Annotated in this window: 7 protein-coding genes, 2 tRNA genes and 1 pseudogene; 5 read left to right on the top strand and 5 right to left on the bottom strand. The window is 33.2% G+C overall.

The features are described 5' to 3' along the window. Positions 1 to 422 precede the first annotated feature (422 nt). Positions 423 to 1,754, bottom strand: coding sequence for a dihydroorotase (locus tag GOY12_RS00250; RefSeq protein ID WP_175818104.1), 1,332 nt, complete (start codon positions 1,752 to 1,754; stop codon positions 423 to 425). 462 nt (positions 1,755 to 2,216) lie between these two features. On the opposite strand from GOY12_RS00250, the gene GOY12_RS00245 reads away from it, so the two are divergent. Further along, the gene (locus tag GOY12_RS00245) at positions 2,217 to 4,793 is read left to right on the top strand and encodes an ankyrin repeat domain-containing protein (protein ID WP_175818103.1); all 2,577 of its coding nucleotides are present in this window, start codon (positions 2,217 to 2,219) and stop codon (positions 4,791 to 4,793) included. Here GOY12_RS00245 and sdhA read toward each other — a convergent pair. Together sdhA and priA are read right to left on the bottom strand one after the other, a co-directional pair. Next, positions 4,765 to 6,570, bottom strand: coding sequence for a succinate dehydrogenase flavoprotein subunit (sdhA, locus tag GOY12_RS00240; RefSeq protein WP_175818102.1), 1,806 nt, complete (start codon positions 6,568 to 6,570; stop codon positions 4,765 to 4,767). The genes GOY12_RS00245 and sdhA overlap by 29 nt on opposite strands. Before the next feature lie 1,095 nt (positions 6,571 to 7,665). Continuing rightward, a pseudogene (priA, locus tag GOY12_RS03770) lies at positions 7,666 to 9,943 on the bottom strand (replication restart helicase PriA). Between the two features lie 566 nt (positions 9,944 to 10,509). Here priA and GOY12_RS00225 point away from each other — a divergent pair. Continuing rightward, the gene (locus tag GOY12_RS00225; protein WP_175818101.1) at positions 10,510 to 11,406 is read left to right on the top strand and encodes a class I fructose-bisphosphate aldolase; all 897 of its coding nucleotides are present in this window, start codon (positions 10,510 to 10,512) and stop codon (positions 11,404 to 11,406) included. 5 nt (positions 11,407 to 11,411) lie between these two features. Beyond that, positions 11,412 to 11,483: transfer RNA gene (locus tag GOY12_RS00220), tRNA-Cys, on the top strand. A gap of 363 nt (positions 11,484 to 11,846) precedes the next feature. Here the strand turns inward: GOY12_RS00220 and GOY12_RS00215 are convergent. Beyond that, complete coding sequence (locus GOY12_RS00215; RefSeq protein WP_218938930.1) at positions 11,847 to 12,035, bottom strand: hypothetical protein; 189 nt, start codon at positions 12,033 to 12,035, stop codon at positions 11,847 to 11,849. A gap of 121 nt (positions 12,036 to 12,156) precedes the next feature. On the opposite strand from GOY12_RS00215, the gene GOY12_RS00210 reads away from it, so the two are divergent. Together GOY12_RS00210 and rnc are read left to right on the top strand one after the other, a co-directional pair. Further along, complete coding sequence (locus GOY12_RS00210) at positions 12,157 to 13,203, top strand: quinone-dependent dihydroorotate dehydrogenase (RefSeq protein WP_175818099.1); 1,047 nt, start codon at positions 12,157 to 12,159, stop codon at positions 13,201 to 13,203. Between the two features lie 80 nt (positions 13,204 to 13,283). After that, positions 13,284 to 13,991 (top strand): ribonuclease III, encoded by a 708-nt coding sequence (gene rnc / locus GOY12_RS00205; RefSeq protein WP_175818098.1) that lies wholly within the window; start codon positions 13,284 to 13,286, stop codon positions 13,989 to 13,991. Between the two features lie 78 nt (positions 13,992 to 14,069). Here rnc and GOY12_RS00200 read toward each other — a convergent pair. Then, a tRNA-Glu gene (locus GOY12_RS00200) sits at positions 14,070 to 14,141 on the bottom strand. Positions 14,142 to 14,561: the final 420 nt, after the last annotated feature.

The raw sequence follows: 14,561 nt of genomic DNA, 5'->3' as shown, positions 1-14,561 counted from the left end.
ATGCTACTTTGTAGTGACTGAACAAAAAATAAAGACTTTAAACCAAAGTATGCTGACAAAAACAAACTTTTACCTTCCTGCAGGTGATAATTTACTAAAGCATGTATCTATAATAGAATTAATTTTGTGCAAATCTAAAGATAACGTACTATCCCAAATATAAACTCCGAAACATAACTAAATCAATAGGTCAACAGAATATCGAATCACAGAAAACCTATTCCTTATCTAGAAAACATAAAAACGCTCTGCTAAAGACAAAAGAATTTGTAGCCAAGTTAATTTAGATATAATGAAAAGAGTTAGAATTTGCTACAGCATTTTTATACTTACAATAAAGTTGTCAAGCTCAAAAAAAAAGTTATTATTAGCATAAATAATAAAATTTTTCACGGCTGTATAAGTATAGCCATCTGCAAAAATCATTTGTATAAATACACAGTTTTACCAGACACAATAGTGCGTACTACGTGTCCTTTTACCTTGCGTCCGTTAAAAGGAGAATTCTTTGATTTACTAGCAAAATCATCAATTTTAACTTCCCATTTATGATTCAGGTCAACTAAAATTAAGTCTGCAGCAAGGTTTTTTTGTATACGACCACGTGGTAGATGTATTATATCTGCAGGTTTATATGTAAGCTTTGCTAGTACATCAAACAAACTCATTTGTCCACTATGATAAAGCTCAAGTGAAAGAGGCAGAACTGTTTCAAGACCTACGATACCAAATGTAGCATCTTCTAGTGATAGATCTTTAGAACCACGATCATGCGGCGCATGATCAGTTGCAATGCAATCGATCACACCTGTTTTTAAACCTTCAACCATAGCCAAACGATCTCCTTCAGTACGAAGTGGCGGGTTTACTTTTGCAACTGCTCCATGCTGTTTTACTACATCTTCAGTTAAAGCGAAGTGATGAGGAGTCACCTCACACGTAACATTTAACCCTAAATTTTTTGCATGCCTAACAGCATCAAGCGAATCTTTTGACGAAATATGTAAAATGTGATAGTGCACATTTTCTATATCTTTCATGAGCAATATATCACGACTCACCATAACCGACTCTGAAGTACTTAAAATTCCCCTTATCCCTAATTCCTCAGAAACCTTACCTGCATTGATTGCACCACCTGCTGATAAATTTAAATCTTCTGCATGCTGTGCAATAGGAACATTTAACATACTCGAATAAAGCATTCCTTGCCTCATAACCATTGGATTCATAACTGGCATACCATCATCAGTAAACCCAATTGCACCTGCTTCTTTCAAAAGCGCCATTTCTGTCAACCTTTCTTCTGAAATAGTGATTTTAGCATAGAACTCAACATTCACATGTGAAGTTTCAAGTGCTCTATATTTCAAATACTTAGCCAAGACAATACTATCTATTGCTGGAACAGTATTAGGCTGACAAACTACAGTTGTTACACCTCCCGCAGCTGCAGATTTGCTGCCTGTATATATAGTCTCTTTATATTCTTGACCTGGTTCACGAAAATGCACATGAATATCAATAAGGCCTGGCATCAGAACAAGCCCTTTGCAGTCTACCGTCTCATCAATTCCACTTGGCACTCTATTTGAAAACAATGACTCACCAAAATCAATAATCTTACTCCCCTCGGTTAATAGTGAGCCTTTTATATCAAGCTTAGTCTCTGGATCAATAATACGAGCATTTATATATGCCACCTTATAATTTTCCTTTTGCCCTACTTGTAATAGGCTCCAAGTCTTAGTCACGGGTTTGCATATGTCAATATTTACTAAATTCTAAAGCCTTTTTTATAAAACACAACTAAATTAAAATGCAGTATATACATAAAATCTTATCTTCACTTTTTGACCTCCATGAAAATAATACACATCACAAAGCTACCATTTTCCACATATGTAAAAATAAAGCTTTATTATCATCTTTTTTATTCTTCAAAAACAACTTAAGCTAAAGTAATTGAGATCAACCTTGGCTACGTTCATTCTTTTTTAAGATTAAAAGGTTAAAAATAGCAGATAAACGTTAAAGTGGAGTCATAGTTACGATGGCAAATTTTCCAATAGAAACTAATTTTCTGCCTTTCCATCTTATTTTCATAAATACAACATTTAGCTAATTTAAAAGCCTAACCCAAATTTTTGCTGCTAAGTTTCAGTAGATTAAGCTTCTGTACTAATAGCTAAACAGCTTTGATATCGAGGATTTATATGAATATAGATATAAATGCACTAACTACTAACGTGAATAAATTAGAAGGGTGCATAGATAAAAATGAAAGGCAAGAACAAGAGAGAAAAAGTGAACAACTGTATAATGTTATAGAGAAAAAGGTAAAAAAAGAAGAGCATAAACACAAAAAACCAAGAAGCCGAGATAGAATTATCAAGAAGTACAAAAGGCTAATCAAGAAAGGTGCTAGCCTTAAAGTATTAGCTATACTAAAAGAAACACTAAGAAAACAAGAAAAATACTATAGACACTATACCCAGTGCTTTATCCCAGTATTAAATAAAAAGATATCAAAAGAATTAAACTATACAAAAAAAGAGGAAATAAGACAAGTAATTTTAGAAGTTACTTGTAACAGTAAACATTGCTTTAATAGTACTGCCCACAAGAAAAATAACTACAAGAACAGCAAAGGTAGCAAACCAGAAAGTGGCTACGGCAGCAACATTGAAGATGATTACAAAGTAGAAATAAATAACAGAGCAGTAAATAATAGTATTCAATTGCTGAAGGCGATTAAAGATCAAAATGATAGAAAATTTAGAAAACACCTAAAAAGCTACATAGATATTAGCGACATAAAAGATAAGAAAGAAAAGAATATTTTATACCCTATTGTATCGCTAAAAAGGAAACAGAAACTTAAGTTTTTCAGTACCCTAATTAAAACTGTTAGCAAAAAAAATCCAGAACAGCTTATTAATAGTCAAGATCAGGAAAAGACTTCTATTCAGGAAGCAACAATTAATAAAATAACAAAAGAAAAACATAAGTCTCATACACTACAGGATAACAATAACACGCTTAAATTTTTCGTAAAATTGTTAAAATATAGAACCAGCTATAGTAATTTAGAATTATTTATAGAAGAATTACAAGGATTAAGAGAAGAGCAAAAGGCATACTATTGTAATTTCTCAGAAAAATTAACAGAGTTAGTAAAGCAATCCAAACTAGAGCAGAAATCTGATATAGAAAAAAAAATTAAAGATATTATAACACGAATTATAAATATTTTAGATATTAATAATAATTATCTACTACATTCAGCAATTAATAATTACGATAAAAAACTTTTTAAAAAACTGTTACAAAAAGGGTTAAATGTCAGCCTTAAAGATGTAAATGGCAATAATGCTCTACACCTGATAGTTTCAAAATTGAAAAAAGAACAAAAGCTTGAATTCCTCAATATATTACTAAAAGTAGGTCAAAAAGAACAATTTATTAATGCCATAAATAATAACAAGAATCAAGAAGGACAAACACCTCTCCATCAACTACTCCAGCACATACAGGAAAGGAGCAAAAAATCTTCATTAATAAGCAAAATAAAAAATATAGTAAAAAAAGAATTCAAAAATACTAACAAGTATAAAGTCTTCAAGCTATTGATGGAAAATGGTGCTGATATTACCATTCAGGATAAAAAAGAGAATAACGCTTTGCATTATATTGTTCCATTCAAGGGAAAACAAAGAATTGCATACTTGAAGTTGATTTTAAGCAAAGACGAATTTAGTTATGCTATTAATGCTATTAATGAGAAAGGACAAACACCACTCCACCAACTACTCCAATACATGCAAAAAAAGAGCAAAAAACCTTCACTGGCAAGTTTTGAGAATACTAAAAGATACAAAGCCTTAAAGCTACTATTAGAAAACGGTGCTGATATCACTATCAAAGACAGTAACAAAAAGAATGCTCTGCACTATATTGCTTTACTCAAAGGAGAACAAAAGGTTATATGCTTGGATCTAGTAGTAAAATACGGGAATATATCTGAGGATAAGCTAAATAAAGCTATAAACACTAGCAACGGCAAAAAACAAACACCGCTACAAGTAGCGTTAACTTCTAAAATAGTAAAAGATAGGTATAATCACCACCACAATCCTAAAAACCACAATAACACAATTAAGTTCTGTGTAAAATTACTACAAAATGGCGCTGACCCAAAGCAATTAATACTATCTAAACCATCATGGAATAAAGAGTACTATAAAACTATAAAAGAAATAGAGAAGTCAATGGGTAAATTACTTATTCCAAATGACATGAGAACTAAACTAAAACTTAATTTTGGTAAGAAATTTAAAGCACGTGATATTGTGAAACATGTCAACAACATTACTTACAAAGTAGTGACAACGCTTGTGTTTGCTGCTCTAACCTGTGCAGTAGTATTCAGTATTGCTCAGGGAAGTATTACAATTATTACTGCATCATTTACTATAACAGCCATAGGAGTCTGCTATCTTATCTGCCTAAATTTAGAAAATATTTACAAAGGATTTAAAAAAATTAAAGAGGAACTCATCAAAGAAAAGCAAACTACACCCCAAAGTAATATACAATACAATAGCCCTTCTTCCAAAAAGATAGAAAATCAGCTCAATGATTTAGAAAAACAAAAAGAACTGCAAAACCAATTAAAACATACTGAAAACCTCCCTAATTCTAAAATAGACAGTATATCAATATCCCAACTCACCCAGGAATTATTAGAATTTAACAAGCAAATTAATAAATCCTCTTTTCTGGCGCTATAAAGTCAATCTCATCACTCAGAGTTTTTCCAGCAACTTTTTTGTAATCGATTTTTACATTGATTTCATCTTTTTTCTCTTCAAGCCACGCCATAGTGTGCTTCATCCAGTTTTCATCATCACGCTTAGGAAAATCTTCACGAGCATGAGCACCTCTGCTTTCCTCGCGATTAGCTGCGCACTCCATGATAATAACTGCCTGTGGAATCATGTTAGCAAGTTCTAGCGCTTCAACTAAATCGCTATTCCATATCATACTGCGATCTTTAACCATAATATCAGGCATCATTTTTGCTACTTCTTTTATAGCTTTCTTACCTTCTTTTAAAACCTCAGCAACACGAAATACCGATGCACATTTTTGCATAGTGTTCTGCATTTCATTGCGTATTTTCGCTACTCTAAACCCTCCAGAAGCAAATCGCATCTTGTGAAACCTATCTACTATCCAATCCGTACAATCTGATTGCAACTTTCTATGTGGCATATTGAGCTTTAATTTTTCCTTCGCTCTTAGTGCTGCAGCTCTACCAAAAACTACGAGATCAAGAAGTGAATTAGAACCAAGTCGATTTGCACCGTGTATAGAAATACATGCAGCTTCTCCAATTGCAAATAATCCTTCTACTACTTGCTCGTTACCTTTTTGTAACGTAACCACCTCCCCATGATAATTAGTTGGAATGCCACCCATATTGTAGTGAACAGTTGGAATAACCGGTATTGGATCTTTAGTAACATCAACTCCTGCAAAAGTCTTTGCGGTTTCGCTAATTCCTGGAAGCCTTAATTTTATTACTTCTGGATCAAGATGTGCTATAGTTAAGTATACACAGTCTTTCTTTGGCCCAACTCCTCTCCCTTCCCTAATTTCAACTGTTATCGCACGACTCACTACATCGCGAGAAGCTAAGTCCTTTGCCTTAGGTGCATAGCGTTCCATAAATCTCTCACCTTGAGAATTAATAAGGTATCCACCTTCTCCTCGACACCCTTCTGTCATCAAGCATCCCGAACCATATATTCCCGTTGGGTGAAATTGCACAAACTCCATGTCTTCAAGTGGCAATCCAGCTCTTACTACCATACCATTACCATCACCTGTACAGGTGTGTGCACTCGTTGTAGAAAAGTAAACACGCCCACATCCACCTGTTGCTAATACCACCAAATGTGCGCGAAATTTATGCAGCGTACCATCGCATAGCGACCAGGCAAAAACTCCACAGCAAGCCCCAGTTTTGTTGTCCATGATCAGGTCAATCACAAAGTATTCAACAAAAAATTCAGTATTGAATTTAAGACACTGCTGATATAGAGTGTGAAGAATTGCATGCCCAGTTTTGTCTGCCGCTGCACAAGTACGCTGAGCTGATTTTCCCTTACCAAAATGAGTTGTCATTCCGCCAAAAGAACGCTGGTATATTGTGCCTTTTTCTGTGCGCGAAAAAGGCACACCAAAATTTTCAAGTTCAATAACAGCCTCAGCAGCGTTTTTACACATATACTCTATTGCATCTTGATCACCAAGCCAATCTGACCCTTTTATTGTATCATACGCATGCCAGCGCCAATCATCCTCAGCAATATTTCCTAAAGCTGCACTGATTCCACCCTGCGCTGCAACTGTATGACTGCGCGTAGGAAAGATCTTAGAGATACAAGCAACTGAAAAATTAGTAGCAGACATTCCAAGTGCTGCTCTAAGCCCTGCTCCACCTGCACCTACTACCACTACATCATACTGATGTTCTATAATCGCGTATGCCGACCTATACATATTTGCTTATCTATGACCATAAATTTATAATATCACAGAGGTAGAAAAAATCTATACTAGATTCTAGCTTCTTTAGATAAAAATAAGTGAGAAAAGAAAAAAGCGGCAATTTAATCTTATATAAAACTGACTGAGAGCTGAAATTATTATAGGACCTAAAAAGCAAGTTACTTAAGCACCTAATTTACTACAATGAGCAAGGGAAACACATCAAGATTTTTGTGTTACTCAATAAATTCTTTTGTAAAACTCTCGTCAGCAAGTTATTTATTTTTATATGTCTTATAAACAAAAGAGAATTCAGAACCATATTAACAAACACCATTCATCGTTTTAGCTTATTTATATAACCAAAAAGATTACAGCCAATTCAGCCACTATTCTAACAATAAAAGGAAATACTACTATTATATCTAAACTAGCATTAATAGCTACTAAAATAGTAGCAATACTTAATCCAACATCAAGAAAAAACTGGGCACAATATCAATTAAATCACTATATCTAGCTCTTCCCTTCTTTGACTTAGCTTTATTCTCCTCATATTATTATTAAAGTGCAGCTCTTGTTTTCCTTAAGCTAAATCCAACAGAATCTTACCTTTTGTCTTTTACTAAAAGGCTGCCATTATCTAAGTGTATTACTTTAATAGCTTAATGTAATAAATATATCACCTCTCTATTCTGAAATTTTATGTAAGCATAAAGTCCTTTATCTTAATTCTTTATTAAATTGTTCTTTACATAATCCAGCAACGCCCCTCTTAAATGCTTTATCACATCTTCTAGTAGTTGCTTATCAGATTACATGCAAAATAAGAAGAACTTCTGTATGTAGCACCTTTTAACCATTAGATTTATAACAAGTACCAAATTTTACTTTACCATTATCAATAAAGTTTACTATTAAACCAATACTTTTTCTGTTACCAGCTTGACAAATTCTTTCATAATTAACTCGATTATATACCCCTTGCTTTAATTACGTTAATAATATAATAAATTCTGCTAAAAATCAAGAGCTTGGTCAATAAACCAACATAATTTACAAAGTTTTTGTAGATAATTACCTAATCAACTATAGAATAAAAAAATATTATCTAATTTTAGGCTTAACATTCTGTAATAAATCTGTTAAAAAACTCACAGGACTAACATCTACTGTAACTGTGATGCTCGAATTTAAATTATATTCTTGAATCCAATGTTTTAGCTTCTTTTGTACCGATAAACAATGTTTATTATACATCTTCAGTAATATCCTATACCGATACTTATTACTTAAGAAATCTATTGCTGCCGGCAATGGAACAAAAAATTTCAAATTCTTTTCTTCTAGATTCTGGTACTATACACTGAATGACAATAAAGAAGAAGCAGTAGTTAAACATTGACTATACAAAAAGCTAGTTATTCTACTTGCTGCTTTTTGTGTTTCAATCTGATTCTTACCGCAAATTATAAGTGCTATTAACCTTCTAAAAGGTGGTATTTTAGCTTTTAATCTCAACTCAAGTTCAATTTCATAAAATAACTCCCTCTTTTGTTAAACCTTCTAGACCTTCCTACAACTTGATGCAATAACTGATAAGTTTTTTTCTGCTGCCCTCAAATCAGAATTCTCAAGTCCTAAATCTGCATTTATTATCCCAATTAAAGTTAATTTAGAAAAACTGTGTCTCTTAGCAATCATCTACGTACCAATTATAACATTCACTTTCTCCTTCAATATTAAGTCAATAATGTTACTCACTGATTTCTGATCACTACTCACAATCGCAGTTCTTGCATTTGGTATTAATTTTACTATTTTCTCAAGCAATCTTTCAATCCCTATACCATAAAGAAACAATGGCTGTCCACTTTAGGCAATTAGGACATTCTTCTGGAAGCATCAATTGATAAGAGCAATGACGACATAAAAGAACATTCTTTTTTTTGTAAAATGTAAGCCAAACAGCACAATTCAAAGCAGGAAATTTCATATCTGCATTTTTTACAAACTGCGAGCTGAGCACATACCCTCGGCGATTCAAAAAAAAGCATGGCCTGCTGATCTCTTTTTATAGTTCGTCCTATGTCTTTAAAAAACTCATCAGAGATCCACTGTTTATTATTTCTCATACCTACTACTCTAATAAGTGGCAATTCTGCACCACCAAACCGTCGAGCTAACCTAACATAATTGTAATTGCCATTTTAAACATTATAAATGGTTTCAAGTAAACGGAGCTGCTGACAATAAAACTATTGAGATATTTTCAATTTTAGCTAAGACTACTGCCATATTTTGAGCATTATATAGCCCCTTGCTCTTGTTTAAAAGATGAATCGTGCTCTTCATCAACAATAACAACAATAATAAATTTAGGTTCTTATAAGGTAAAAAAGGACTGATCTTGCCCCTATAATTATCTGCACATTCCAATTTACTATATTAAGCCAACTAGTGTGCACAAGTTTTAATCCTTCTTCCTGAAATTGTTTTAACTTCACAATTGGTAGATCATATCTGCAATCAAGTACCAAGAAACTTAGCTCAGTGGCATTCAAGGCTCGCTCTAAAAACTTGCCGTATTTTAACTTCTCTCGAGGCAATTTCAACGCTCTCTGGTCACCTAACATCCAAGCACTTGGAACCCCAGCCTTTATTATGCAACTGCCTAGTATGCTCATTTGTAGTGAAGTCTCCTGGATCACAGTGTTCAGGCACTGAAGCAATATCATTTTTAGCAGAAAGCACCCTTATATTATAACGTTGATATAATTATATACTTGATATTAATTTTCCTTCCTGAACTTCAATATCTGTGCACTGAGATGGTAAAGTCTGAGCAGCGCTTGAAATGGTAGGTAGATTACTGTCATTCTTAATCAATTGTGCAACCACAGAGAGATAAACCTCTGTTTTTCCAGACTCAGTTTCACCGCCAAGCAAAGTTACTGAATACCTATTCAAGTTTCCTATTATTTTATCACTAGCTGCTTGCTGTTCAGCACTCAATTGGCAGTTTATCTTACCTACTTCCTGTTTTTGCTCAGTATAAACAAATTTATCTATTCGGTTCACTTTTAACACCCCTCCTATTATCACCTTGGCAAGCACACCAATAGGTATCAAATTATATCGTGCAACCCACTCTACAAATGCAATCAACACTTTGGTCTAATATTGTGGTAAATCGATCTTCTGCCCAACAAATTTTAATTTCCGACCGCTTTTATCGCTATACTTCCAGATTATGCCGATTAACATTTTTACCAAATGGCACCACTACATAATTCCTAATTGAAACTTCAGTATTTTCCTTAATTGCATACAAAAATAACTGGTCAAGTGGAAGTGGGAGTAACATGTCAACTGTTCTTGTCATAGCAGCGTAAGTTTAGCACCATTTTAAGAACTTTCGCTTGATTTTTACAAGCAAATTGACTTAACATAATTTATGTAAATTTGTTTAGCTAAGGCATAAACATAAAAAACTCATATATAGAAATTAACAGAATTTTCTGAACTTCATAAAATCCGATGAAGTTCAGAAAACCAAGTAAAACAGAAAAACAGCTATTTAAAATGAATGAAGAATTCAAAGAAGAACACCATAAAATCAGATCGAATGTATATAGTAATGTAGTTAATAAGAAAGCCCTTCGTTACAGGAAGTACAAATGCTTACTAGACGCTTTTTCTCATCATTTGCTTCACAACTGGTTACACACAAGGAAATGTGAGCACTATCAATAAAAAGCTGTAAAAAAGAAATAAAAAGCTATTTAGCTGAAGAAATACTCAATATCAATTAACTAAAGGAGAAAATTAAGGATTCAAAGAATTTACATAAGCAAATAAAAGAATAAGATTGCTTTTGATATCGTTTTAAGCTCTTGTACTAAGCTTCACCTTTGTTATAATTTAAATTTAACTTAAGTTATAGTAACAATGAGTGATAAAGTAAGACAAATTCTAAGTTACTACGAAAGTGAAAACCCTGGAGTAAAAGCAAACCTCGCTCGTATTCTCATGCATGGAAAACTTGGTGGAACTGGCAAATTGGTAATTCTCCCTGTAGACCAGGGATTTGAGCACGGACCAATAAAAAGTTTTGAAGTTAACCCTGATGCTTATGATCCACATTATCATTTTCAACTTGCAGTTGATTCAGGAGTTAGTGCATACGCTGCTCCACTTGGTATGATCGAGGCTGGTGTTTCAACTTATGCTGGAATGCTGCCACTTATCTTGAAACTTAACAGCTCCAACTCTTTACATTCTAGAAGCCTATCTTCTGACCAGGCAATCACTGCTTCTGTAAAAGATGCGCTACGTTTAGGCTGCACAGCCGTTGGGTTCACTATATATCCTGGTTCTGCTAAGTGCTTTGACATGATAGAAGAAGCCTGTGAAATCATAGCTGAAGCCAAGTCTTGTGGGCTCGCAGTAGTACTATGGTCCTATCCACGCGGTGAAGGGATTTCTAAAGTAGGTGAAACAGCAGTTGATGTTATTTCTTACGCTGCACATGTAGCAGCTTTGCTCGGTGCTAACATAATAAAAGTAAAACTCCCAACTACTCACTTAGAAAAAGAGAAAATAAAAGCTGAAAATATTCAATCCTTATCTAAAAGGATTGAATACGTCAGAAAATCTTGCTTTGCAGGAAAAAGAATATTAGTTTTTTCTGGTGGTGAAACAAAGTCAGTAAATGATATATGTAGTGAAGCAAAAGAAATTAAGCAAGGTGGCGGTAATGGTTCAATCATCGGTCGTAACTCTTTTCAAAGGAAAAGAGAAGAGGCTTTATCTATGCTAAAAGATATAATGGATATCTACGCATAAAAACTGGCTGGGTGGCAGAATGGCTTATGCGGAGGATTGCAAATCCTTTTATACCGGTTCAATTCCGGTCCCGGCCTTTCTTATTTTCTATATCCTTACAAAAATTATTTAATCTTAACAGCAGTTTTTAGCAAGTAACTTACTTTAGCATAAAAGCGCACTTGGTAATATATAAGCTTTAAACCTCAATTTCTTTAGCAAATTTAAAATCTTGCCCACAGTTTCTTTGGTTTGTAACTACCATATTTTTGTACTATACCCACTATAAGCTTACCAAAATGAAAGATAACATAACTATTTATTATTAATTATAGTATATTCTAACAGAGAAATTGTTTGTCTAGAAGCTTATATAATTCCACTCCAATAACTTTAGCACACTTACTATTTTGCAAAGCGGTAACAAACTACTTTAGATGTAGACCTTTTACTAATTAACACTATTGGCAATCCAAAAACATATTTCCCCTGCTTGAAGGAAATAACCCTCCATGACCACCTCTTAAATATAATATCATTAATCTCTTTAATATTAAGCTACTATCTTCCAAAAGGGCAATCAGTGCTTCTGTTAAATTTAGAAGTTCTAACATAAGCAAGAATAAAATAATAGCGACAACAAACTTCATAAAAAAACTTCTCATTATTTCTATCTACAAGTAAAATCAATAAGAACATCTTCTTTAAAAGTTATTGCTATACTCCCATAGCATTTTATGGTAGAAAAATAAGCTAAGAGCATTTTACAGAATGATACTACGTAACTTATTGTTTTTATTGCTGCCACCTGAAATCGCCCACTCCTTAGCAATTACAATTTTAAAAAAGATGCCTAGCAGAAAATCTGTAGAACAACTACCTAAGTCTTTAAACGTTAACTTCTTTGACAACAAACTCAGGAGCCCTATAGGTCTTGCTGCAGGCTTTGATAAAAATGCGGAAGTTATAAGGTCCATGCTTTCATTCGGTTTTGGATTTATTGAAGCTGGCACTGTAACTAGACACCCACAATTTGGAAACAAAAAACCAAGAATCTTCCGATTAATCAAAGATGAAGGAATAATCAATAGATTAGGATTCAACAATAAAGGAATAGATTACTTTCTTAAACAAATAAATAAAATCAGATCTGATAATTGCATTTTCGGTATTAATATAGGAAAAAATAGTATATCGCAGAATCAAATCAGTGATTATATTGACTTAATAAGAATAATATATGGAAAAAGCAATTATATAGTGCTGAACATTTCATCCCCAAATACACCCAATTTACGTAGCTTACATAACAAACAAGAATTATCAGAACTGCTAAAATCCATAACTCTAACCAGAAAATCAATTGGCAGTTCTAAACTTACCCCCATAATGCTAAAAATCTCACCAGATATAGATCAACAAACGAAAGAAAACATTGCTGAGCTTGCATTAGAATACAAAATTGATGGCTTGGTAGTAAGTAACACTACAACTAGTCGAATCAATTTACACTCTCATTGCAATAAAAATGGTGGACTGAGCGGTAAGCCATTGTTCAAGCTTTCAACTGAGTTATTAAGTGATATGTATAAACTTACTAAAGGTAAAATGTTGTTGATAGGATGCGGAGGAATCTCAAGTGGTATTGACGCATACAAAAAAATAAAGGCAGGAGCATCTCTAGTACAATTATACACTGCTCTCATATACCACGGACCTCAAATTGTGAATAAAATCAATCTAGAGCTTGCAGAGCTAATAAAAAGAGATGGGCTGAGTAACATCAGTGAGGCAGTTGGTTGTGATTGCAAACTTTAGCAACTTTATTTTAATAGAATAAAACTAATTTTCTGATATAAAAGATACAGTAGGAGGCACTTCCTTTTAAAGCAATAAACATGCAAAACTTAAACGACACTATATCCCAGATTATTAATTATAGGTTCAAAAATTACTCTATTCTAGAAGAAGCATTAACTCATCCAAGTTTAAATAAACGGAACAGTAAAAATCAAATTGAAAATTATGAAAGATTAGAGTTTTTAGGTGATAGTATTTTAAACATGGTTGTATCTACTATACTGTTTAAACTCTTTCCTAAAGAAAAAGAAGGAGAGTTAGCGAAACGAAAAACTGATTTAGTTTGTGGCAATACTATTGCTAATGTTGCCAAAGTGATAAAACTAGGTGATTTTATTATCATGAATAATAGTGAGCGCTGCAATGGAGGAAAATGCAACCTAAAAAACTTAGAAAACGCACTTGAAGCATTAATAGGTGCAATTTACATTGATGGCGGATTTAGAAACGTCGAAAGATTTGTTACCCAATACTGGAAGAAGCTAGCTAAATATATGCTCAACCCTCCTCAAGATCCCAAAACCTCATTGCAAGAGTGGACACAGAAAAATAAACTACCCTTACCAGAGTATGAGCTTATAAAACAGGCTGGACCAGCACATAACCCAGAATTTACTATATCAGTTTATATAAAAAATTATGGCAGAGTTTCTGCATGCGCTTCTAGCAAAAAGGTTGCTGAACAAAAGGCTGCTGAGTTAATGCTAGAAAAAGTCAATAATAGTAAGAAAACTAATTCAACTTAAGCAATCAATCTAAATACTAAAAAAGCTAAAAATAAGATACTTTATTGATTCTAGATAACTATACCAGGCAGTTCAGTGTGACTCTTACGGGATTCGAACCCGTGTTACCACCGTGAAAGGGTGATGTCCTAACCACTAGACGAAAGAGTCAATACGAATATACGAATCTACTAAGTTATATTAATTACTTATATAAAGTCAATTCAATTATTCTATAGCAAAACAGAGAGTAGATTGTTTCATAAACTAAATTGGATCTGTCATAGAGTTAAAGGCTATGCATAGCTAAAGTTTATAAACACCTATTGAATTCTGTTCTTTCATAATTAACTTAATCAAATTTAAGAACAGTAATTTATTATTCATACCAGCAGGTTTAGTTCTATTAAAATAAGAATGGCTAATGACCACCTAAATTTAAATGATAAGCACTATACCTCCAATTCTAAGATGCTTGGAACCTATGTTCTAATGTGAAACTATCAAATCATAATATTCATACGACATGCATTGAGATGATACTTTAAAAGCATGCTGCCAACTTAATTACAAACCCTTTTCAGCAATTTA

Origin of the sequence: Wolbachia endosymbiont of Dirofilaria (Dirofilaria) immitis, assembly GCF_013365455.1 — a bacterium.
Lineage (GTDB): Bacteria > Pseudomonadota > Alphaproteobacteria > Rickettsiales > Anaplasmataceae > Wolbachia.
The sequence above is the reverse complement of the archived record's forward strand: the minus strand, read 5'-3'. Positions and strand labels throughout refer to the sequence as shown.

Bases quoted from the DNA above. Each gene is read 5' to 3' on its own strand.
- GOY12_RS00245 (WP_175818103.1), top strand. From the start codon at position 2,217: ATGAATATAGATATAAATGCACTAACTACTAACGTGAATAAATTAGAA.
- sdhA (WP_175818102.1), bottom strand. From the start codon at position 6,570: ATGTATAGGTCGGCATACGCGATTATAGAACATCAGTATGATGTAGTG.
- GOY12_RS00225 (WP_175818101.1), top strand. From the start codon at position 10,510: ATGAGTGATAAAGTAAGACAAATTCTAAGTTACTACGAAAGTGAAAAC.
- GOY12_RS00215 (WP_218938930.1), bottom strand. From the start codon at position 12,035: ATGAAGTTTGTTGTCGCTATTATTTTATTCTTGCTTATGTTAGAACTT.
- GOY12_RS00210 (WP_175818099.1), top strand. From the start codon at position 12,157: ATGATACTACGTAACTTATTGTTTTTATTGCTGCCACCTGAAATCGCC.
- rnc (WP_175818098.1), top strand. From the start codon at position 13,284: ATGCAAAACTTAAACGACACTATATCCCAGATTATTAATTATAGGTTC.